The sequence below is a fragment of the Oceanobacillus kimchii X50 genome (genome assembly GCF_000340475.1).
Lineage (GTDB): Bacteria > Bacillota > Bacilli > Bacillales > Amphibacillaceae > Oceanobacillus > Oceanobacillus kimchii.
The window spans coordinates 2,344,611-2,366,082 of record NZ_CM001792.1 but is presented as its reverse complement, the minus strand read 5'-3'; the positions used below and the strand labels follow the sequence as shown (position 1 = coordinate 2,366,082).

General features: G+C 34.6%; 21 protein-coding genes, 1 riboswitch and 1 other annotated feature. Of the genes, 14 read left to right on the top strand and 7 right to left on the bottom strand.

Annotation, left to right across the window (positions count from 1 at the left end; translation table 11 throughout):
* Positions 1 to 2 precede the first annotated feature (2 nt).
* The 7 genes from menD to ytkD all read left to right on the top strand — a co-directional run bounded on the left by menD (position 3) and on the right by ytkD (position 6,536).
* A complete protein-coding gene (gene menD / locus C794_RS12310) occupies positions 3 to 1,739 on the top strand; it encodes a 2-succinyl-5-enolpyruvyl-6-hydroxy-3-cyclohexene-1-carboxylic-acid synthase (protein WP_017797440.1) in 1,737 nt (578 codons plus the stop codon).
* Positions 1,740 to 2,543, top strand: coding sequence for a 2-succinyl-6-hydroxy-2,4-cyclohexadiene-1-carboxylate synthase (menH, locus tag C794_RS12305; protein WP_017797439.1), 804 nt, complete (start codon positions 1,740 to 1,742; stop codon positions 2,541 to 2,543).
* 26 nt (positions 2,544 to 2,569) lie between these two features.
* Positions 2,570 to 3,388 (top strand): 1,4-dihydroxy-2-naphthoyl-CoA synthase, encoded by an 819-nt coding sequence (gene menB, locus C794_RS12300; protein ID WP_017797438.1) that lies wholly within the window; start codon positions 2,570 to 2,572, stop codon positions 3,386 to 3,388.
* 84 nt (positions 3,389 to 3,472) lie between these two features.
* Positions 3,473 to 4,915, top strand: a complete 1,443-nt coding sequence (locus tag C794_RS12295; protein WP_017797437.1) for an o-succinylbenzoate--CoA ligase — start codon at positions 3,473 to 3,475, stop codon at positions 4,913 to 4,915.
* Positions 4,916 to 5,040: 125 nt separating this feature from the next.
* A complete protein-coding gene (locus tag C794_RS12290; RefSeq protein WP_017797436.1) occupies positions 5,041 to 5,361 on the top strand; it encodes a hypothetical protein in 321 nt (106 codons plus the stop codon).
* A gap of 148 nt (positions 5,362 to 5,509) precedes the next feature.
* Positions 5,510 to 6,037, top strand: coding sequence for a hypothetical protein (locus C794_RS12285; protein WP_017797435.1), 528 nt, complete (start codon positions 5,510 to 5,512; stop codon positions 6,035 to 6,037).
* 28 nt (positions 6,038 to 6,065) lie between these two features.
* Positions 6,066 to 6,536, top strand: a complete 471-nt coding sequence (gene ytkD / locus C794_RS12280; RefSeq protein WP_017797434.1) for an RNA deprotection pyrophosphohydrolase — start codon at positions 6,066 to 6,068, stop codon at positions 6,534 to 6,536.
* A 25-nt stretch (positions 6,537 to 6,561) separates the two neighbouring features.
* Here ytkD and C794_RS12275 read toward each other — a convergent pair whose 3' ends face one another.
* From C794_RS12275 to pckA, 4 genes are all read right to left on the bottom strand, one after another.
* On the bottom strand, positions 6,562 to 7,362 hold the full coding sequence (locus C794_RS12275) for an ABC transporter permease (protein WP_017797433.1): 801 nt from the start codon (positions 7,360 to 7,362) through the stop codon (positions 6,562 to 6,564).
* Positions 7,355 to 8,152, bottom strand: coding sequence for an ABC transporter ATP-binding protein (locus C794_RS12270; RefSeq protein WP_017797432.1), 798 nt, complete (start codon positions 8,150 to 8,152; stop codon positions 7,355 to 7,357). Before C794_RS12270 ends, C794_RS12275 begins: the two co-directional genes overlap by 8 nt.
* Before the next feature lie 15 nt (positions 8,153 to 8,167).
* Positions 8,168 to 9,154, bottom strand: a complete 987-nt coding sequence (locus C794_RS12265) for an ABC transporter substrate-binding protein (protein ID WP_017797431.1) — start codon at positions 9,152 to 9,154, stop codon at positions 8,168 to 8,170.
* A 381-nt stretch (positions 9,155 to 9,535) separates the two neighbouring features.
* Positions 9,536 to 11,119, bottom strand: coding sequence for a phosphoenolpyruvate carboxykinase (ATP) (gene pckA, locus C794_RS12255; RefSeq protein WP_017797429.1), 1,584 nt, complete (start codon positions 11,117 to 11,119; stop codon positions 9,536 to 9,538).
* 213 nt (positions 11,120 to 11,332) lie between these two features.
* Positions 11,333 to 11,442, top strand: a riboswitch (SAM riboswitch).
* A 174-nt stretch (positions 11,443 to 11,616) separates the two neighbouring features.
* Here pckA and metK point away from each other — a divergent pair.
* Positions 11,617 to 12,813, top strand: coding sequence for a methionine adenosyltransferase (gene metK / locus C794_RS12250; protein ID WP_017797428.1), 1,197 nt, complete (start codon positions 11,617 to 11,619; stop codon positions 12,811 to 12,813).
* Between the two features lie 359 nt (positions 12,814 to 13,172).
* Entirely contained in the window at positions 13,173 to 13,640 is a 468-nt protein-coding gene (locus tag C794_RS12245) for a sigma-70 family RNA polymerase sigma factor (RefSeq protein ID WP_017797427.1), read from the top strand.
* A 120-nt stretch (positions 13,641 to 13,760) separates the two neighbouring features.
* On the opposite strand, the gene C794_RS12240 is transcribed toward C794_RS12245, so the two are convergent.
* Positions 13,761 to 14,282 (bottom strand): gamma carbonic anhydrase, encoded by a 522-nt coding sequence (locus tag C794_RS12240; RefSeq protein ID WP_017797426.1) that lies wholly within the window; start codon positions 14,280 to 14,282, stop codon positions 13,761 to 13,763.
* Between the two features lie 138 nt (positions 14,283 to 14,420).
* Here C794_RS12240 and C794_RS12235 point away from each other — a divergent pair, with 138 nt between their 5' ends.
* From C794_RS12235 to C794_RS12225, 3 genes are all read left to right on the top strand, one after another.
* Positions 14,421 to 15,467, top strand: a complete 1,047-nt coding sequence (locus tag C794_RS12235) for a DUF2332 domain-containing protein (protein WP_017797425.1) — start codon at positions 14,421 to 14,423, stop codon at positions 15,465 to 15,467.
* Positions 15,460 to 15,798: a DnaJ family domain-containing protein gene (locus tag C794_RS12230; RefSeq protein ID WP_017797424.1), complete on the top strand. Its 339-nt coding sequence runs from the start codon at positions 15,460 to 15,462 to the stop codon at positions 15,796 to 15,798. Before C794_RS12235 ends, C794_RS12230 begins: the two co-directional genes overlap by 8 nt.
* Positions 15,799 to 15,881: 83 nt before the next feature.
* Positions 15,882 to 16,283 carry a hypothetical protein gene (locus tag C794_RS12225; protein WP_017797423.1) on the top strand — a complete coding sequence of 134 codons (402 nt, stop codon included), beginning with the start codon at positions 15,882 to 15,884 and terminating at the stop codon, positions 16,281 to 16,283.
* A gap of 127 nt (positions 16,284 to 16,410) precedes the next feature.
* Here C794_RS12225 and mnmM read toward each other — a convergent pair whose 3' ends face one another.
* Positions 16,411 to 16,968: a tRNA 5-(aminomethyl)-2-thiouridylate-methyltransferase MnmM gene (gene mnmM, locus C794_RS12220; protein ID WP_017797422.1), complete on the bottom strand. Its 558-nt coding sequence runs from the start codon at positions 16,966 to 16,968 to the stop codon at positions 16,411 to 16,413.
* A gap of 169 nt (positions 16,969 to 17,137) precedes the next feature.
* Positions 17,138 to 17,359: a binding site (T-box leader), on the top strand.
* Between the two features lie 77 nt (positions 17,360 to 17,436).
* On the opposite strand from mnmM, the gene leuS reads away from it, so the two are divergent.
* Positions 17,437 to 19,851, top strand: coding sequence for a leucine--tRNA ligase (leuS, locus tag C794_RS12215; RefSeq protein WP_017797421.1), 2,415 nt, complete (start codon positions 17,437 to 17,439; stop codon positions 19,849 to 19,851).
* Positions 19,852 to 19,899: 48 nt separating this feature from the next.
* Here the strand turns inward: leuS and C794_RS12210 are convergent, their stop codons facing one another.
* Complete coding sequence (locus C794_RS12210) at positions 19,900 to 20,670, bottom strand: hypothetical protein (protein WP_017797420.1); 771 nt, start codon at positions 20,668 to 20,670, stop codon at positions 19,900 to 19,902.
* 122 nt (positions 20,671 to 20,792) lie between these two features.
* Between C794_RS12210 and C794_RS12205 the strand changes: the two genes are divergently transcribed.
* Positions 20,793 to 21,101, top strand: coding sequence for a rhodanese-like domain-containing protein (locus tag C794_RS12205; protein ID WP_017797419.1), 309 nt, complete (start codon positions 20,793 to 20,795; stop codon positions 21,099 to 21,101).
* Positions 21,102 to 21,472: the final 371 nt, after the last annotated feature.

The window sequence follows — 21,472 nt, the reverse complement described above, 5'->3', positions numbered from 1 at the left end:
CGATGGATTATACAGAAAAGTTAACGCGCTATGTCGCGAATTTTGTAGATGAATTAGCAAAAAGTGGTGTGACGGATGTGGTGATTTCTCCTGGATCTCGTTCTACACCACTTGCTCTTGTATTTACAGAGCATCCATCCATAAAAGAGTGGATTATCGTCGATGAGCGTTCTGCTGCTTTTTTCGCTTTAGGATTAGCGAAGAAATCAAATCGTGCAGTGGTAGTAGTATGTACTTCAGGAACAGCAGCAGCAAACTATTATCCTGCAATTGTGGAAGCGCATTATAGTCGTGTACCACTTCTTGTATTAACTGCTGATCGTCCGCATGAGCTGAGACATATCGGAGCTCCTCAAACAATTGAACAAATTAAAATGTATGGTGACTATACAAAATGGTTTCATGAAATGGCTTTGCCGGAAGCAACAGATAGGATGTTGCATTATGTTCGTAATAAAGCATCTCATGCGAAACACGTTGCAGAGGAAGGGAATCCTGGAGTTGTCCATTTAAACTTCCCATTACGCGAACCGCTAACACCTAATTTTTCTTTGGATTCTATTTGGAGTACAAACAGCTATACTAGACAAAATATTATGCAAGAAGGAACAAAACAATTAACTACAAAGCAATTGCAAAGTTTACTAGAGGAGCTCGGTCCAAACAAAAAAGGATTGTTTGTATGTGGACCACAGACAGATGCTAAGTTTGCGGATGCAGTCACTTCATTAGCTGGGAAGTGGGGAATTCCTGTAGTTGCTGACCCTTTATCACAGATAAGAACGGGAAAGCATCATAAGGACAATGTAATTGATGGGTACGATGCGTTCTTAAGAGAACCGGAAATTAGAGATAAACTAAAGCCCGATTATATTATCCGGTTTGGAGCTATGCCAGTTTCTAAAGCGTATTTATTTTATGTTATGGAAAATGTGGATATACCGCAGTACGTAATCGAGCCTTCGGAGGGAATACGAGATCATTCGTCTAATCAAGGAACATTTTTATTTGCAGAACCAACTATATTTTGTGAACAACTTAATCAAATGACTGAGAATCAAGATGTATCTATTGAATGGCTAAAGACTTGGCAAGAGATGAATCAAATTGCTAAGCATTATCTTTTAGAGGGTAACGAAGAGCAAATAACTGAAGGAGAGGCTGTTCGAGGTTTAGCTGAAGTAATCCCAGATGGAAGCACTTTGTATGTTGGGAATAGCATGGCAATTCGAGATGTAGATACGTTTTATATGACTTCACCTAAATCAATAAATATATTAGCGAATCGTGGCGCTAACGGTATTGATGGTATGGTTTCAAGTGGAGTAGGAGCTTCTGCAGATAATGAAAGGGTAACATTATTACTTGGTGACTTATCTTTATTTCACGATATGAATGGGTTATTTGCTGCAAAACATTATACATTACCAATTACAATTGTGTTAATCAATAATAATGGTGGTGGGATATTTTCCTTCTTGCCTCAAGCTAAGGATAAGCGACATTTTGAAGCTTTGTTTGGTACTCCAATGAACTTGTCCTTTGAACAGGTGGCGAGACTGTATGATGCAAATTACAATCATGTGAATACAGAGGAAGAATTAAAAGTAGCTTTATATGAAAGTTATCGACTTGATGGTCTATCAATTATTGAGGTAAAAACAGATCGCGAACAAAATGTTCTATGGCACCAAGCAAAATGGCAATCGATTAAGAAAGCTATTTTAAAGGATGGTTAGATGAGTTTGGAAGATAATGAATTGTACTATGAAATAGTTGGAGATGGTGAACCGATTGTGATGTTACATGGGTTTACAGGAACACGTCATACTTGGGGATCATTAAAGACTTTTTTAAGCGACTATCAATTAATTTTATTTGATCTTCCAGGGCATGGTTGTTCGAAGGGGTATTCTCTGACCTCGATGAAGGCATGTTGTAAGCAACTTAGAAAACAGCTAAATAAAATGAATATAATGAAATTCCACTTAGTCGGCTATTCTATGGGAGGACGTACTGCAATTCATTTTGCTAATGAATTTCCTCATATGGTACAATCATTAATTTTAGAAAGTGCTTCCCCTGGTTTATCCTCTGAATTAGAGCAAAGCCAGCGACAGCAAAATGATAAGAATTTGGCAAACTATATATTACAAAATGGTATAGAAGAATTTGTTAATTATTGGCAAGATATTCCCTTATTTTTATCACAAAAGGAACTTTCTGAAGAAAAGCAGCAACAAATTAGAAATGAACGTCTTTCTCATCAACGAGAAGGGTTAGTACATTCACTTCATTCTATGGGGACAGGGGCACAACCTTCATTTTGGAACGATTTAGAACAAATGATTATGAGGGTATTGTTAGTAGTAGGAGAAAAAGATTCTAAATTTGTAAAAATTAATAATAAAATGAGAGAAAAACTTCCAAATGCGGAGTTAACAGTATGTAAAAATGTTGGTCATGCAGTTCATGTGGAAAATCCACAAATCTTTGGTAAAATAGTAGAAGAGTTTCTAAATAGAAACCCAATTGCTACATAATTTTGTTGCTTGAAAGGAGCATATATATGTCTGTAGAATGGCAAAAAGTAAATAGCTATGAAGAAATAATTTATGAAAAATATAATGGTATTGCAAAAGTAACCATTAATCGTCCTGAAAAACGAAATGCATTTACACCATTAACGGTAAAAGAGATGATTGATGCATTTATTGATGCGCGTGATGATTCTACTATCGGTGTTATTGTATTAGCTGGTGAAGGTGAAAAAGCTTTCTGTTCAGGTGGAGATCAATCTGTACGTGGACATGGAGGTTATGTTGGTACGGACGAGATTCCGCGATTGAATGTTTTAGATTTACAAAGACTAATTCGTACTATACCAAAACCTGTAATTGCAATGGTATCTGGTTACGCTATTGGCGGAGGGCATGTACTACATGTAGTTTGTGACTTAACAATTGCTGCAGACAATGCTATTTTTGGCCAAACTGGTCCAAAAGTGGGTAGTTTCGATGCGGGATATGGAGCAGGTTATTTAGCACGTCTAGTTGGTCATAAACGCGCACGTGAAATCTGGTACTTATGTCGTCAATATAATGCTGAAGAAGCTTATGAAATGGGGCTTGTAAATACGGTTGTTCCACTAGAAAAACTTGAGGAAGAAACTATCCAATGGTGTGAGGAAATTCTAGAAAAATCTCCAACAGCCTTACGTTTCTTAAAAGCTTCATTTAATGCGGATACAGATGGCCTAGCTGGACTGCAGCAACTAGGAGGAGACGCTACATTATTGTATTATACAACGGATGAAGCTAAAGAGGGGCGCGATGCGTTTAAAGAAAAAAGAAAACCTAACTTTAAACAATTCCCTCGTTTCCCTTAAGAGGTAATAGTATCTAGAAGAACCTTTGTTCCTTGTGAGCAAAGGTTTCTTTATCGTATAGTGTACAAGATTGGAGAGAATGTTATGAGTGAAACAACTCCACATTGGTTAACAAAACGAGCAGATCTATCCCCAAATAAAAAGGCGATTGAGTTTGAGGATGGGAGTTCTATTACGTACCTTGAATTATTTCATCGAAGTCAATCCTATGCGAAAAAGTTAGCAAAACTTGGCTTACAAAAAGGTGATCACATTGCTATTCTTTCTACGAATAGTGTCGAAATGATTCAAGCTGTTTATGCATGTAGTTACTTGGGTACAGTAGTCGTTTTGTTAAATACTAAGCTGACATTGAACGAACTAAATCAACAGCTACTTGATTCTGATGCTAAGATGATTATTAGTTCCGGTTCTTTCAAGTCCAAAGAATTTGCAATTCAACAAATTAATTATAGAGATTTAGAATCTGTATCGGAAAAACAAATTGGTATAACCTTAAACGAAGAAATTTGTTTAGATGATATATTTACAATGATGTATACATCTGGTACTACTGGATTCCCCAAAGCTGTTCAGCAAACTTATGGCAATCATTGGTGGAGTGCAACTAGTTCTGTACTAAATTTAGGACTGCATGAGAATGATAAATGGTTAATACCCTTGCCTCTATTTCATGTAAGTGGTTTGTCCACCATGTTAAAGAGTGTGATTTATGGAATGCCAATCTATGTACTAGAAAAGTTCGATGTAGAAAAGGTTCATGATGCCATAATGAATCGCAATGTTACGATTGTGTCCGTTGTTACTGTAATGGTGCAACACTTAGTTAAGCGACTCGGAAACAATCATTATCCGAATTGTTTTCGTTGTATGCTTCTAGGCGGTGGTCCAGCTCCTAAGTCATTATTAGAAGAAGCAAAGAAAAGAAACATACCAGTTTTTCAGTCCTATGGTATGACAGAAACATCGTCACAAATCGTTACATTGACTCCCGAAGAAGCATTAAATAAGATTGGTTCTTCGGGCAAACCACTTTTTCCCGCTCAGCTTAAAATTGATCACAATAAAAACGAACCAAATCAAATTGGAGAAATTATGGTAAAAGGTCCAATGGTTACAAAGGGATACTATAAACGAACAGAGACGAATAAGGAAGTATTTGAAAATAATTGGCTGCACACTGGAGATATGGGATATTTGGATGAACAAGGTTATTTATATGTGGTTGATCGGCGAAATGATTTAATTATTTCTGGTGGAGAAAATATCTATCCTTCTGAAATAGAAAATGTGTTAGTACAAATTGACGGAATTGAAGAAGCAGGGGTTAAGGGTATTCCGAATGAAGAATGGGGAATGGTTCCTGCTGCATTTATTGTATGTAGTAAACCCATAGATATGAAAGTGATTAATACACATCTAGAGAAGTATTTAGCAAAGTATAAACATCCGAAAGAAATTCATGTAATTAATGAACTTCCTAGAAATGCTACCAATAAGCTTGTACGCCATAGATTAGGAAAATAAGTTCCAGACAATGTTAGGAAATATATAGTGGTGAGAGAGTATTTACTTTAAATAAGTAAGATACTCTTTTTTATTTGGATGAATAAACAAAAAAGACACAGATTATATACTAGGAGGTGTTAGAGTTGGATAAACAAAAATACTTTATAAGTGTGGGTGAAGGTGAAATATCTCAAGTTCGTTATCAAAATAATGATGATTTTGTTATTTATGCAACAGAAGATGAGATTACATTACTACGATCGAAGTTTGAAGATATGCATGAATCAAGTTTTGATTCTTTTAAACGAGCGCATATTCCCTTTATGCCATATCACAACGATGAAGCAAATGATATATACGACGATACAATGACAGAAACTTTTCAAATTTTATACGATCTAGGTGATGAAAAAACCAAGAATCATATTCAATCTATGGGAATATTATCAGATAAACATTTATAATGTGCAAAAAACTTTGTAGAAAAAAATTTTACTGTAGTCCACGTATAGTTGGGCTACAGTAAAAACAATCTGTAGGTTTAACTTATCTGAAAGAAAGGTATAGACTACTAAGTGCTTATACTTAACTTATGGGAGGAGTATTTAAAAAATGAACAAAAAAACGTATTATATATTACCAATTAGTGTAGTTGCATTTTTAGGTATAATTATACTCTCCGCATTTAATCATGAAGAAGTAGTTAATGCTGAAAATCATAGTAATAGTAATTCTGTTCAATTAGAGAAAGAATCATCAATATTCGATCATTCTACTATAACAGAAAAAATGAATGGTTTTATGGATACGTTAATACAAGAAGTCGACAGCAATTATAAAGTACAAGCTTATCAAACGAAAGATGAACTTATTCACGCATTTGAACAATATACCACAGAAACATTGGCTTCAGAATTTGTATCGTATTACTTTGAAGAAAAGCAAGACGGTATGTACATTATTCCCATGGATGCACCATCTTGGTTTCAAGAGGAAAACGATTATGATATGATTAAAAAAGATGAAAATACTATCCAATTAACTCAACGAAATTATAATGAAATGGTGGGAGAATATACATTGGTAGTGGATTTCACGTTTCAACATGATTGGAAAATTTCTAAGGTAACATATCAGTAATTTTCAATCAAAGAAAGTAGTGGAAGATTTGAATAGATTTAAGGATTTCTATAATAATACAGTACAATTATCATTTTTGGATCATCCATTTTCGAGAGAGCCAAAGCACGTATGGGTTATCTGTCGTTATAAAGATAAGTGGTTACTAACCGCACATAAGGAACGAGGGATTGAATTTCCTGGTGGAAAGGTAGAGCCTGGAGAAACAGCAGAACAAGCGGCGGTTCGAGAAGTTATGGAAGAAACTGGCGGTTCTGTAGGAACACTACATTATATTGGCCAATATAAAGTGGATGGAAGAAATGATACAGTGATAAAAAATGTATATTTTGCTATTATTCATAAGCTAACTGAACAGGAGACTTATTATGAAACGAAAGGTCCAGTTTTATTATCAGTAATACCAAAGAATGTACGTAAACGAAAGGGATATAGTTTTATTATGAAAGACGATGTACTTCATACTTGTATGAGGCGGATAAAATCAATCTTTTTATAAATAGAAGCGTGTAAGTCATAATGGCTTACACGCTTCTATTTCGTATGAGTAACTGTTCAATTTTTTCTACAAATTTATACATAATCGTCGCAAGTATAGCGATAATTACTAAGCTAGACATCACTAGAGTAAAATCAAACACTTGGAAACCATAGATGATGAGGTAACCTAACCCTTGTTTTGAAACAAGGTATTCCCCTACAATCACACCTACCCAAGACAATCCAACATTTACTTTAAGCGTTGAGATAATTGCGGGTAATGCAGAAGGAAAAATAGCTTCTTTAAAGCATTGCCACCTGGTTGCTCCAAAACTAAGCATTACTTTTTGATAATTCGGATCGACCTCATTAAAAGCAGAATACACTACTAGTGTTGTAACGATAACGGAAATAATGAATCCCATGGCAATAATGGAAAGGTAACCAGGACCTAATGCAACAATGAGAATTGGGCCTAACGCAACCTTTGGCATTGCATTCATGATAACAAGATAAGGATCCATTATTCTTGCAAAGCGTCTAGAAGCCCATAATAAGGTTGCGATTACTATTCCTCCTATGGTTCCAATTAGAAATCCTAAGATTGTTTCTAACAGGGTAACTTGAATATGAGATAATAGTGAACCATTAGCGAATCGTTGAATAATTAATTGAAAAACTCTACTAGGGGAACTAAATAATAAAGGATCTATCCAGTACAATCGGCTTGAAACTTCCCATAAACTAATAAAAATAATGAGAATGGATAGTTGCCAAGTCAATACGATTTTACTCTCCCGTTTTAAGCCTCGTTGGTAATTAAAAAACAGTTGTTTATCATTCATGATTATCATCCCTTATTGTTGAAGAATCATCTTTTTGTTCTAGTTGCTCCCAAACTTTATCGAAAAGTAATTGGTATTTTGGATGTTTTCTTACGTTAAAAGGAGTTTCATCCCTAAGTTCTAATGGAACATCATATATTTTAGCGATGGAACCAGGATGGGAATCTAATAAGATGATTCTGTCACTCATTGCGATTGCTTCTCCAATATCATGTGTAACGAGTACTGCAGTTTTCTTATAGGTTTTTAGCAAGTTGGAAACAAGATCTTCTAGTTTTAATTTGGTTTGATAATCTAAAGCTGAGAAAGGTTCATCTAATAATAAGATTTTTGGATCATTAATCAAGGTCCGAACCAAAGCTACACGTTGCCTCATTCCACCAGATAATTCAGAAGGGTACTTTGATTCAATATCCTTAAGTCCTACTTCACTTAGTAATGTGCTTGCATATTGTTTTATTTCATCTGTTATATTATTGTGAATCTTTGGTCCGATTAGTACATTTTCAATTATTGTTTTCCAAGGAAAAAGATAATCTTGTTGAAGCATATAACCAATCGCTTGGTTTTGTTTTATTAATTCTTCTTGCTGCAAGCGTACCTGGCCTTGTGTCTGAGGTATAATGCCTGCAATAATGGATAACAGTGTTGATTTTCCACAACCACTAGGACCTAATAACGATACAAATTCTCCTTCTTTCATAGTAAAAGAGATATTATCTAATGCCTTTACATACGATTCTTTTGAAAAATAATAATGGGTTACATGCTCAAGTGTCAGAAATGACAAGATAGTTCCTCCTCTTTATTCTGACATGACACGCTCTGCATAATCTGTATTCACAAGATCTTCATACGGAACATTTTCTGGTAGTTCACCAGATTTTTCCATAATTTCTTGTAAATTATTCCACTCTTTTTCATCAAGAATTGGATCTGTGGCAAAAGAACCTTGTGATTTATAGCGATCGATTGATGAAGCTAACATTTCAATATCGGTTTCTTCAAAATACGGAGCGACTACATCTGCTATTTCTTCAGCGCTATGTTCATCTACCCATTGTTGTGCCTTATAAATTGCTCTAGTAAATGCTTCAATCGCATCATCTTCTTCCTCCATAAAACTTTGTTTGGTCATAAATACGGTATACGGTACAACTCCAGATTCTTCGCCGAATGAAGCAACTATGTGCCCCTGACCTTCTGCTTCAAATACGCTAGCAGTAGGTTCAAATAACTGTACATAATCATAATCTCCAGATGCAAATGCTCCAGCAATATTTGCAAAGTCAATATTTTGTTCTAAGCTTAAATCTCCATGAGGATCAATTCCATTCTCTTTTAATACATATTCTCCTACCATTTGCGGCATTCCGCCGACACGTTGGCCAAGAAATGTACTATCCTTTATATCTTCCCAAGAGAAATCTTCATCTGCTTCTTTTGCAACAAGAAACGTTCCATCTGTTTGTGTAAGTTGAGCAAAGTTTATTGCATAATCCTTTGAATCTTGTGCGTATACATACATTGATGTTTCGGAACCAACTAAAGCAATATCAGCCCCATCCGACAACAATGCAGTCATTGTTGTATCTCCACCCCAAGTGGTTTGTAGATCTACCTCTAAACCTTCTTCTTGAAAAAAACCTTTTTCTAAAGCTACGTATTGTGGAGCATAGAATATAGATCTTGTTACTTCTGCTAATTTTATTTTTGTGGTTGTTTCTTGATTACAAGCGGACAAGAGGATTAGAACAGCGATAAAACTAACTATAAAACCCTTCTTACGCATTCCCACCGTTCCCTTCAACTAATGTGAAAAAATTTATCAAAATAGTGTATGCGCCCAAATATAAATATGTGTCAAAAGCATTTCTCACCGATAAGCGACACCGAACTGGACAGAGCCTTCGAAGATAAACGAATCACCGAAAGAATAGAGGATGATGAGTTATCGAAGGAAGGGGAGGGAAGTTGCGAAGTCGCTGGTGAGAAATGCTAGCCGTGTCAAAAGCATTTCTCACAGATAAGCGACACCGACTGGACAGAGCCTTCGGAGATAAACGAATCAAAAAAAACCAGCCTCATGTGGAGACTGGTTTGTTCGCATGTATCGAACAAATATTTCACTCATTATATAAATCCTTAAATGGGATGAGTAAACACTTTTAGCTTATCCTTTATAGAAAGGACCAGCTTGCTTGATTGTGTCACTAGCTAGTGTGAATTTCTTAAAGTTTTCATGAAATTTTAATGCTAGCGATTGTGCTTCTTTCACGTATGCTTCCTTGTTACCCCATGTCTGTTTAGGTACTAACAATTCATCAGGAACTCCAGGGACATGGGCAGGAATCTGTAACCCGAAAATTTCATCGGTAATTGTTTCTATTGAATTTAATTCTCCTTCTAAAGCAGAGTGGACCATTGCTCTGGTGAAAGAAAGTTTTATCCGGTCACCTACTCCATATGATCCTCCAGTCCATCCGGTATTAATCAAAAATACGTTTGTATCAAACATATCTATTTTCTTACCAAGCATTTCTGCATATTTAGATGGAGCTAATGGTAAGAATGGAGAGCCGAAACAAGCAGAGAAAGTTGCTGTTGGTTCTGTGACCCCGCGTTCTGTTCCTGCTAACTTGCTTGTATATCCGCTTAGAAAATGGTACATCGCTTGTTCTTTCGTTAGCTTACTAATTGGAGGTAACGTGCCAGATGCATCGGCAGTTAAGAAAATAATTGTATTTGGATGTCCTGCAACACTAGGGTTAATAATGTTATCAATATTCTCTAACGGATAAGCAGCACGTGTGTTTTCCGTTAATGATGTATCATCGTAATCAGGTTCTCTACTATTATCATCTAAAATTACGTTCTCTAAGACCGAACCGTATCGGATCGCATTATAAATTTGTGGCTCCTTTTCTTGCGAGAGATTGATACATTTTGCATAACATCCGCCCTCAATATTGAATACGCCATTAGGACTCCAACCATGTTCGTCATCACCAATTAGTTTACGGTAAGGGTCTGCAGACAATGTTGTTTTACCAGTACCGGACAAACCAAAAAATAATGCAACGTCTCCTTCTTGACCAACATTAGCAGAACAATGCATAGAAAGCACATCTTGCTGTGGTAATAAATAATTCATCACAGAAAAGATTGACTTTTTAATCTCTCCAGCATATTCGGTGCCCCCAATAAGTACAATTCGTTTTTTAAAAGAAATTAATATAAATGTTTCTGAATTTGTTCCATCAATAGCTGGGTCGGCCTTAAATCCGGGAGCTGAAATAACTGTAAATTCTGCTTGGTGTTTGGATAATTCCTCTTCTGTTGGAGTAATGAATAACTGTCTAGAAAATAAATTGTGCCAGGCATATTCATTGATAACCTGAATAGGAAGCCGATAAGTGTGATCAGATCCAGCAAACCCTTGAAATTTAAATATTTCTTGTTTTTCATTTAAATAATTGATTACTTTTGATAATAATTGATTAAACACTTCTTCTTGAATTGGTTTATTTACTTTACCCCAATTGACATGTAGATCAGAAACCTTATCTTTCACTATAAACTTATCTTCCGGAGATCGACCAGTGTATGTTCCTGTAGTGGCACGAATTGCTCCTGTAGATGTAAGTACTCCTTCTTGTCTATAAAGAATTTTTTCAACAAGTTGTGCTACCGATAAATTATGGTGGATATGGTTTGTTTGAAGTTCTTTCATATAAGACTTATCAACGGTTTTCATGGTATAATCTCCTTATTGTTAGTGATAGTAGTTTTAATTTGTAACTCATAACGGTCTTTATATACCTAAATCTGATTATTAGTATAACACATTAAAATTAATAGTCCATACTATTATTGAGATTTATTTTATGCATTATTTTTTTCGATGTGACAGGGTCTATATTAGTTGACAGATAACTCACCTTTCGTTAATCTTAACCTTGAACGGATACTCTTATTCAGAGTTGGTGGAGGGACAGCCCCGATGAAGCCCAGCAACCATCACTACGGTGAAAAGGTGCTAACCTGATGCAAGGATAATAATTCCTTGAACAATAAGAGCGAAAGGCCATAATTCTTCCTTTCCTCATGTTTTGAAGGGAAGTTTTTTTTGTTTTCAATATATATTTTTTGGTACCACGTTTTTGAAAGGACGAGGTGCTTTTATTGGCACTTTGAATAGGATAGAAGTTATAAAGAGATCCGTAACAACATATTAAAGGAGAGTTTAGCCTTATGGCTGCAAATCGACGTTTATTTACTTCAGAGTCAGTAACTGAGGGACATCCAGATAAAATGTCTGACCAAATATCAGATGCTATCTTAGATGAAATTTTAAAAAAAGATCCGAATGCAAGGGTTGCATGTGAAACAACAGTAACTACAGGACTTGTTCTTGTATCAGGAGAAATTTCCACTTCTACTTATGTAGATATACCTGCACTTGTTCGTGAAACAGTAAAAAATATTGGGTATACACGTGCTAAATATGGCTTTGATTTTGAAACTTGTGCGGTATTAACTGCTATTGATGAACAGTCTGCAGATATTGCAGGGGGAGTAAATCAGGCACTTGAAGCTCGACAAGGTAAAATGAGTGAAGAAGAAATTGATGCTATTGGTGCTGGTGACCAAGGACTTATGTTTGGATATGCTTGTGATGAAACTGAAGAATTAATGCCATTACCAATCTCATTAGCACATCAATTATCTAAAAGATTAGCGGATGTAAGAAAAGAAGGGATTGTGGATTACCTTCGTCCAGATGGTAAGACACAAGTAACCGTTGAATATGATGAGAATGACAAACCTGTACGTATTGATACTATCGTTATATCTACACAACATCATTCAGAGATTCAAAATGAACAAATTGAAAGAGATATGATTGAAAAAGTAATTCAAGCAGTTGTTCCTAATGAATTGTTAGATGATAAAACAAAATACTTTATTAATCCAACTGGTCGATTTGTAATTGGAGGTCCACAAGGTGATGTAGGGCTAACCGGAAGAAAAATTATTGTAGACACATACGGTGGTTACGCTAGACATGGTGGGGGTGCTTTTAGTGGTAAAGATGCTACAAAAGTAGACCGCTCGGCAGCATATGCTGCGCGCTATGTTGCTAAGAATATTGTTGCCGCAGGACTTGCTAAATCTTGTGAAGTTCAGTTAGCTTATGCTATAGGTGTGGCACAACCAGTATCCATTGCAGTTAATACATTTGGAACTGGGAAAGTTAGTGAAGATCGTTTAGTAGAAGCTGTTCGAGAATTGTTTGATCTCCGTCCAGCGGGAATTATCCGAATGCTCGATTTAAGAAAACCTATCTTTAAAAATACTGCAGCATATGGTCACTTTGGTCGAAAAGATATTTTATTCCCATGGGAAAAAACAGATAAAACGGAAGAGCTTATTGCATTAACTAAATAAATAATTAATTGATTTATTGATTTAAAAAACTATCATCTCTTTGTAGGATGGTAGTTTTTTTATTAGCAATCAAACCGAGTAACATTGTGACGTTCATTTGTCATAAATAATTAATTTTCAACTAAACGTCAATTTTTAATAGAATTTTATAATATTGTCTTAATATAGAGGAAAATTTTCATATGTTTATCTGAAAAATATGAAATTATGTTAAATTCTTCTGGTAAGTTTACTGATTTATGAAAATTCATAACTGCTTAATATGATATTATGACAAATATTATATTATATATTGCAAAGCAGGTGGTAGTATCATTGAACTTGTAGAAGAAGCACAGAAAGGTAACCAAGAATCATTTATGACTTTATTTCATAGTTGTGAGAAAAATTTATACCGGATTGCAAATACATATGTTAAGAACTCTAATGATACATATGATGTAATCCAAGAGACTGCCTATCGAACGTATGAAAAATTACCAGAGTTAAGAAACCCAAAATATTTCAAGACTTGGATAACGAAAATAACCATAAATTGTGCACTTGATACGATCAGGAAAAATAAAAAAATGATCATGATGGAACCAGAAAAAGTGTCTACTAAAGCTTATTATGATTTGGATATTCCCTTAAAGATAACAGTGGAGCAATTATTAGATCGTCTAAATGAAAAAGAAAGAACCATTATTATGCTCCGATTTTATTACGCTTTCAGTTTCAAGGAAATTTCAGAACAATTAGACATTCCATATGGTACCACAAAGTCGTTATCTTACCGTGCTTTAAAGAAATTAAAATACTTTGCGAGTAAACAGGAATTACAATAGAAGAGAAAATAAGAGAAAAGATATCATGAATGATTAAAATAGGCGACACTCCTTAAGGATATTTGGTTTTTTGAGTGTATCCTTAAGAGTGTCAGTTATTTCGTTAGTGAATAAAGCCTATTATTTCCCCATATTTGTATTTTTTTTATAGTATTGACCTTTCTCTACGTAAGAGTTTCTGACACGTGCCATCTCTTTATAATCATCTTCTGTCAATTCACGTACAAACTTAGCAGGTCTTCCCATTGCAAGGGTATGGGCAGGAATTTTCTTACCCGGAGGAACAAGACTACCAGCACCTAAAAAAGCATTCTCGCCAATTTCTGCTCCATCTAGTACGATTGATCCCATTCCGATTAAAGCTTTTTTTCTAACAATTGCAGAGTGAAGTGTTACTTGATGTCCTACTGTTACATCATCTTCAATGACAAGTGGTTGCCCTGGACTCTGATGAAGCATGCAGAGGTCTTGAATATTCGTACGCTTTCCAATGGTTGTTTTTGATACATCACCACGTATTACTGTATGGAACCAAATACTTACATTTTCTTCAATCATTACATCTCCATTAACTACAGCATCTTTTGCAATGAATGCTGTGGGATGAATCGTTGGGTAGATATTATTATACTGTTCAATCACAATAAAACCTCCTGTGTACTAGCAATATTTTAAAGTATATCAAATTTAAAATGTAACGAAAAAAGTTAAATAGAGGTGTTAAAGAATTATTGACGAATATATAAATGTATCGAACTTACACATTGGAGGTATGGAATAATGAATTTAGAGGATAGATTCAAGCATTTTGGTGAAATTGAAGTAAAAGATAAAAGCCCACTTTATTCAATTTTATCTTTACAAATTGCCGAAGATCCTGAAATGATCGATATCTGTTCAGTTATCCCCGAGGGTCAGCCTGTAGCGAATTTATTATTTGCTTCAGTTAAAGATTTACTTTATATACAAAATAATCATCCACTAAAAAACTATTACCCAGAATTTACAAAAGAGGTGAAAGTTCCTCATGATTCTTACCCTTATTTTAAGGATTTTGTAATAAATAATAAACAAGATGTCATCCAACGGCTAACTACAAATTACGTACAAACAAATGAAGTGAACAGATGCGCTTATTTATTTCCTGTATTGCATTATATTTATGAAAAAATAGGCACCCGATTGTCTTTAATTGAAATTGGTACAAGTGCTGGATTGCAACTATTATGTGATCAGTATGCATATGCATATAATAATAGTAAAAACAAAGTTGGAAATATTAATTCTGAATTGACACTAAGATCACTTGTAAGAGAAGGAGATATCCCATCTTTTTTATCGAAAGAATTGCCAATCAAGGATAGGGTAGGTATTGATTTACATGTATTGAATCTATTAGAAGAAGATGATGTAAGATGGTTAAAATCATTAGTTTGGCCAGAGAATCTGCATAGAATAGAAGTGTTGGATAAAGCTATTGCTCAATTTAATAAGTCGGATGAGTCAATAAGGTTAATAGAAGCGGATGCCTTGAGTTGTCTAGAAGAACTTGCGATAGAATGTGATACTGAATCTTTACTTTGTATCTTTCATACACATGTTGCGAATCAACTTACTATTGAACAACGTCACACTTTATTAGAGAGTGTTTCTAAAATTGGGAAAAGACGAGATGTTTTTCATATTTATAATAATATTTGGGATGGGCAGTTGCATGTAGAGAGTTATATCAATGGTAGCAGGAATGAAGAACTTAAAATTGATACTCATCCCCATGGTGAATGGTTCGATTGGCCAATTCGAAAAAAGGAGTTAAGAGATGGATAGAAAATATAATGACTTGATAGGCGATATTTTAAAGGATTCTGGTGAAATGGATAGAAAAGATTTAAAGGGAATGGGGAAACCTTTGCCGAAGGATTATGTGAAACGTAATTTATTTCAGAACTTCCAGAAGATCGCAAAGGATGCTGGTTATCTTCCTTATTGGTTAAAGCTTCAAAAAGATATTGCCATACAACTTCATAACGTCAGTAATGAAAAGGAATTAAAAAAAATTAATAAGCGCATTAAAGAATATAATACGGTTTGTCCACCTTCAATGCAACGTTCAGCCATCACTTTAGAAGAATTAGAGGAAGTAAAAACGACTTGGTAGTGAAAAATTCCTCTTTCTTGAATTTTATTTTATGATACAATAAAAAAGTTGAAATTCAAGATATAGAAGTGGAGCGGTATTGGATGATGATCCAATTGATTATTGGCATATTATTTTTTATAGGTTTATATATATTAACAAATGATGAAGCGAAATGGTTAAAGATAGTTTCATTTGCTTACTACAGCATATTATCTATCATTTTTATTATAGGATATAATCAGCGCTTAGCGTTTATAGAGCAAAGCGAAACGATTATTAAAGTGGCAGAAAATCCTTTATTTAGTTGGGTAACTGTATTTGGATATTTATTTTCGATACCCTTTATGTTGATTTCATTTTATATATTGTTACGTATCGTATTACAAATTAAAAACCAACTAAAAAAAGTTCTAATTTCTGGTTTGTTTCTTTTTATAATTCTAACCGTTGGTCATTTTATGAACCTGCTGTTTATATTACTATTTTATGGGACGACAAGTTAGAAGATAAAGAGATTAACATAATAATTATTATAAGTTTGGTTAGAACCTCTATAGTAAAAAGGGCAAGCTGGGACTCCAGTTTATGAACCTGAGGAGATCATCAGCTGCCTTAAGAAAAAGTGATATCTCACCTTTTTTGTATAGCTAAAATAAAAGGAGGATTGTTTTTTTGGTTCACAAATCCATATTGTAAGACGTTATATAATTTTTGATCTAAATTAGCCACATGTTTTAAAACTGCCTCTTTCTCATTAGCACCACCATCATGACCATAATATACAACAATTACAATGAGTCCATCCTTCTTCAGCTTTGCTAATATTTTTTGTATAGCTTCTATTGTTGAATCGGGTTTTGTTATAATTGATTTGTCACTACGTGGCAAGTACCCCAAATTAAAAATGGCTCCTCCGATAACATCTTGCTGTACATTATCATCAATTAGCGAGTGACTACCGTGTATTAAAGTAACATTCTCTCTATGATATTTCTCCAATTCTTGTTTTGTATTCTGAATTGCTTGCTGTTGAATATCAAATGCATAAACATGACCGCTTTTTCCAACTACTCGACTCAAAAATAACGTGTCATTACCATTACCACATGTAGCATCGATAACAACTTCACCTTCGTCGATCGATTCCTCTAATAAATAATGGGCGAAATGTAATATCCCTTTTAACATAAGAAGATTATCCTCCATTTACTTTGATAATACTTATATTTTAGCATGCCTAATATTGATAAATAAATAAAAGTAGGTTTCCAATTTGAGAAAAATGTATATACTATGATTATATTTCGATCGTTTCTTGACATTGTAAATTATTTTAATTATAATTCCATTAAATCAATTAACGACTATGATAAGGACTAGTAGTGTGTAACTCATCGGAAAAGAGAGACAGTGGTTGGTGAAAACTGTTGATGATAATCATACGAACTCACCTTGGATGTTGCAGTAGTGAACTTAAGTAACTATTGCCGTTTCATCAACGTTATCGATGTCAAGTGAGTGTCCAATAAGACACTAATTTGGGTGGTACCGCGGGAAATAAAAGCTTCTCGTCCCTATTTATGAGGGATGAGTAGCTTTTTTTAGTTTACTTACGATTATAGTGTACACAGTTTAACTATGAAAGGAAGGGTTCACATGAGTTTTCAACATCGTCAAATAGAAAAGAAATGGCAAAATTATTGGGAAGATAATAAAACATTTAAAACTGATACGTTCTCCAATAAGGAAAAGTTTTATGCATTAGATATGTTTCCTTATCCATCAGGGCAAGGATTACATGTAGGACATCCGGAGGGATACACCGCTACAGATATTTTAGCCCGTATGAAACGTATGCAAGGATATGAAGTAATGCACCCAATGGGTTGGGATGCATTTGGTCTCCCGGCCGAGCAATATGCAATTGACACTGGTAATAGTCCTGCAGAATTTACAAATCAAAATATCAATACGTTTAAACGTCAGATAAAAGAATTAGGTTTCTCTTACGACTGGGATAGAGAAATAAATACAACTGATCCAAATTACTATAAATGGACGCAATGGATCTTTAAAAAATTATATGAAAACGATCTAGCCTATATGGATGAAGTAGCGGTGAATTGGTGTCCAGCCCTTGGTACTGTTCTTGCAAATGAAGAAGTGATTGATGGCAAGAGTGAACGAGGCGGGCACCCTGTAATCCGTAAGCCAATGAAACAATGGATGCTAAAAATTACTGCATACGCAGATCGTTTACTAGAAGATTTGGATGAATTAGATTGGCCAGATAGTCTAAAAGAAATGCAACGAAATTGGATTGGACGTTCAGAAGGTGCAGAAGTTACTTTCTCTATTAAAGGAAATGAAGGTACGTTTACTGTATTTACTACTCGTCCTGATACATTATTTGGAGCAACATATGCTGTTGTCGCACCGGAACATCCATTAGTAAAAGAAATTACAACGACAGATCAAAAAGAAGCAGTTCACAACTATTTAGATGAAATACAGACCAAATCAGATTTGGAAAGAACAGACTTAGCTAAAGATAAGACAGGTGTATTTACCGGTGCTTATGCAATTAATCCGGTAAATGGAGAAGAAATGCCAATCTGGGTGGCGGATTATGTATTAATGAGTTATGGGACGGGTGCAATTATGGCTGTTCCTGCACATGATGAACGCGATTATGAATTTGCAAATACATTTGCTTTACCTATTAAAGAAGTAGTTGCTGGTGGTAATGTAGATGAAGAAGCTTATACTGGTGATGGTGAACATGTTAATTCTGATTTCTTAAATGGCTTGGGCAAAGAAGAAGCAATTACAAAAATGATTAATTGGCTTGAAACTGAAGGTAGTGGCGAGAAGAAAATAACTTATCGTCTACGTGACTGGTTGTTTGCTCGTCAACGTTATTGGGGGGAACCGATTCCGATTATTCATTGGGAAGACGGTACAATGACGGCAGTTCCGGATGAGGAATTGCCACTGACACTTCCTCAGGTTTCTGAGATTAAACCTTCAGGAACGGGAGAATCGCCATTAGCAAATAATATTGATTGGGTGAATGTAGTTGACCCGGAGACTGGTATGAAAGGTCGCCGTGAAACAAATACAATGCCACAATGGGCAGGGAGCTGCTGGTATTTCTTACGCTACATTGATCCAAATAATACAGAGCAATTGGCAGATCCAAAAGCATTAGAGGAATGGCTTCCTATTGATATTTATGTTGGGGGAGCAGAACATGCGGTACTCCATCTGCTGTATGCTCGTTTCTGGCATAAATTCTTATTTGACATTGGTGTTGTTTCCACAAAAGAACCGTTCCAGAAGCTATATAATCAAGGAATGATTCTTGGTGAAGGCAACGAGAAAATGAGTAAATCAAAAGGAAATGTAGTAAATCCTGATGATATAATCGATTCTCATGGTGCAGACACACTACGTCTATATGAGATGTTTATGGGACCACTAGATGCTTCGGTTGCTTGGTCCACAAATGGATTAGATGGATCACGTAGATTTTTAGATCGTGTATGGAGATTGTATGTAGGTGATGATGGTGCCCTTACAGATAAAATTATTGATGATGAATCAACGGAATTAGATAAGATTTATCATGAGACTGTGAAAAAAGTGACAGATGACTTTGAGAATATGCATTTCAACACAGGTATTTCGCAAATGATGGTATTTATAAATGAGTGCTATAAAGCGAATAAAATCCCTAAAAATTATGCGGAAGGCTTTGTTAAATTGTTATCGCCAGTTGCACCTCATTTAAGTGAAGAAATCTGGCAAAAACTTGGGCATTCTGAATCGATTAGTAAGGCTACATGGCCAGCATATGATGAATCAAAGTTAGTGGAAGATGAAGTGGAAGTTGTTCTACAAATTATGGGTAAAGTTCGATCTAAGATTCACGTTCCTGTTGATATTAGCAAGGACGCTCTTGAGAAAGCAGCACTAGATGACGAAAGCATGCAAAAATGGTTAGAAGGAAAAACTATTCGTAAAGTTATCGTTGTGCCAGGAAAGCTTGTAAATGTAGTAGCAAATTAAGAAAAGAAGCATTGGCATGTAATTGGCCAATGCTTCTTTTCTTAATGATTATTCATTTTTATTTTCCTCTGGTATTTCTTCCGTTGCGTTATCTGATTTCCATGTGGTTTTTAATAATTTCCATTTTCCTTTTTCGTAATACCATAGTGATTCTACAACACCGATTCCATCTGCATGATAAGCTCCACTAATTTGTTGATAACTTTTTAAACCATATCCATTTCTTTCACTGAGATCTACAGGTTCAAACATAGCAACTGGGTCTATCATTAATGAAGTAGGTTCTAATAAATTTCCTTTGTCATCATAAATATTGAGTCGGATATATTCTTTTTTGCGATCAGATAAATCAATAATAATTGGATCTTCTCCAGGAAGTAAAGATATTGATGCCTTGAAATTATCAATAAACTTTCCTTCTATTGACTGATTGTTTGGTAATGGAATTTCTATCAACTGATTATTTTCGATTGTATGGAGTTTACTTGTATATAAACCACCACTACCACCTGTAGCACTCTGATAAAAAATATCATTTTGGTTATCATGGTTTAAATCAACGAATTGTAAAGAAGGTTCATAACCTCCGCCATAAGGGATTGTCCAAGAATGATTATTTACATCGGTAATATCAGCCCATATATGCTGATAATATTGGCCATCAGGAGCAAATAGTTCGCCTTTTAAATCAATTGTATCGCTCTGACCATCACCGGTTACATCTTCATGATATGAATGAATAGAAATCGGATCTGTCGGCTGTTCAACTACAGGACTTATCATAGAAAGAGTTAATAGAAGTGAAAAAAAGTACAGCATGTGGTCACCGCCTTTTATTAATTATTAAGTAGGCTTATTTTAATCAAAGATATTGCATCCTATTCTTAAACCAAGTAATATTAAAATTAGAAAATCTTGACTTTAAGAAGGATGGGATTAACATGGCTGAAATTAAAGAAATTTCTCCGGAAGAAGTAGAAAAGATAAAAAATGAAAATAATGTAGTACTAGTTGATGTGCGTGAAGATGATGAAGTTGCGCAAGGAATCATTGAAAATGCTAAGCATATTAAACTGGGTGATATTACACAAGAATATGGGAATTTAAGTAAAGATAAAGAATATATAATGATTTGTCGCTCTGGAAGAAGAAGTTATAACGCTTCTGAATTTTTACAAGAGCAAGGCTTTAATGTGAAAAATATGAGCGGTGGAATGCTAGAATGGAAAGGTGAAACAATTTCTAAATAACTTTAGAAACGTTTGTTTTTACAAATGAGTGTTGTTCTAATATAAAAAGATCCCAAACAGAATTGGGATCTTTTTATATTTAGAACAAATTCGAGTTTTAGAAAACATATTTATATTTCTACCTCAATAGCAAAAACTGTAGTATTTAACGTTTTTAATAGTTTTTTTAAAAAAAGCTTGTAAAAAAATAATATTTATAGTAAAGTATAAAAGTTCGCTTATTTAAGTGATACATTTTAAATAAACAGGGTTGACTTCTTTAAGTATAGATGCTACAATGGTTATCCACCAATTGAGGACAAGATTAACTATAAACCTTGCGAAATTCCTCGAAAAAAGTTGTTGACACATCTTTTTATGCGTGGTAAATT

Excerpts from the sequence above, each read along its gene's own strand:
- menH (WP_017797439.1), top strand. The coding sequence starts at position 1,740 with ATGAGTTTGGAAGATAATGAATTGTACTATGAAATAGTTGGAGATGGT.
- C794_RS12210 (WP_017797420.1), bottom strand. The coding sequence starts at position 20,670 with ATGCTGTACTTTTTTTCACTTCTATTAACTCTTTCTATGATAAGTCCT.
- C794_RS12235 (WP_017797425.1), top strand. The coding sequence starts at position 14,421 with ATGAATTTAGAGGATAGATTCAAGCATTTTGGTGAAATTGAAGTAAAA.
- C794_RS12230 (WP_017797424.1), top strand. The coding sequence starts at position 15,460 with ATGGATAGAAAATATAATGACTTGATAGGCGATATTTTAAAGGATTCT.
- menB (WP_017797438.1), top strand. The coding sequence starts at position 2,570 with ATGTCTGTAGAATGGCAAAAAGTAAATAGCTATGAAGAAATAATTTAT.
- C794_RS12265 (WP_017797431.1), bottom strand. The coding sequence starts at position 9,154 with ATGCGTAAGAAGGGTTTTATAGTTAGTTTTATCGCTGTTCTAATCCTC.
- C794_RS12275 (WP_017797433.1), bottom strand. The coding sequence starts at position 7,362 with ATGAATGATAAACAACTGTTTTTTAATTACCAACGAGGCTTAAAACGG.
- pckA (WP_017797429.1), bottom strand. The coding sequence starts at position 11,119 with ATGAAAACCGTTGATAAGTCTTATATGAAAGAACTTCAAACAAACCAT.
- mnmM (WP_017797422.1), bottom strand. The coding sequence starts at position 16,968 with ATGTTAAAAGGGATATTACATTTCGCCCATTATTTATTAGAGGAATCG.
- C794_RS12205 (WP_017797419.1), top strand. The coding sequence starts at position 20,793 with ATGGCTGAAATTAAAGAAATTTCTCCGGAAGAAGTAGAAAAGATAAAA.
- metK (WP_017797428.1), top strand. The coding sequence starts at position 11,617 with ATGGCTGCAAATCGACGTTTATTTACTTCAGAGTCAGTAACTGAGGGA.
- leuS (WP_017797421.1), top strand. The coding sequence starts at position 17,437 with ATGAGTTTTCAACATCGTCAAATAGAAAAGAAATGGCAAAATTATTGG.
- C794_RS12295 (WP_017797437.1), top strand. The coding sequence starts at position 3,473 with ATGAGTGAAACAACTCCACATTGGTTAACAAAACGAGCAGATCTATCC.
- C794_RS12285 (WP_017797435.1), top strand. The coding sequence starts at position 5,510 with ATGAACAAAAAAACGTATTATATATTACCAATTAGTGTAGTTGCATTT.
- menD (WP_017797440.1), top strand. The coding sequence starts at position 3 with ATGGATTATACAGAAAAGTTAACGCGCTATGTCGCGAATTTTGTAGAT.
- C794_RS12245 (WP_017797427.1), top strand. The coding sequence starts at position 13,173 with ATGACTTTATTTCATAGTTGTGAGAAAAATTTATACCGGATTGCAAAT.
- C794_RS12225 (WP_017797423.1), top strand. The coding sequence starts at position 15,882 with ATGATGATCCAATTGATTATTGGCATATTATTTTTTATAGGTTTATAT.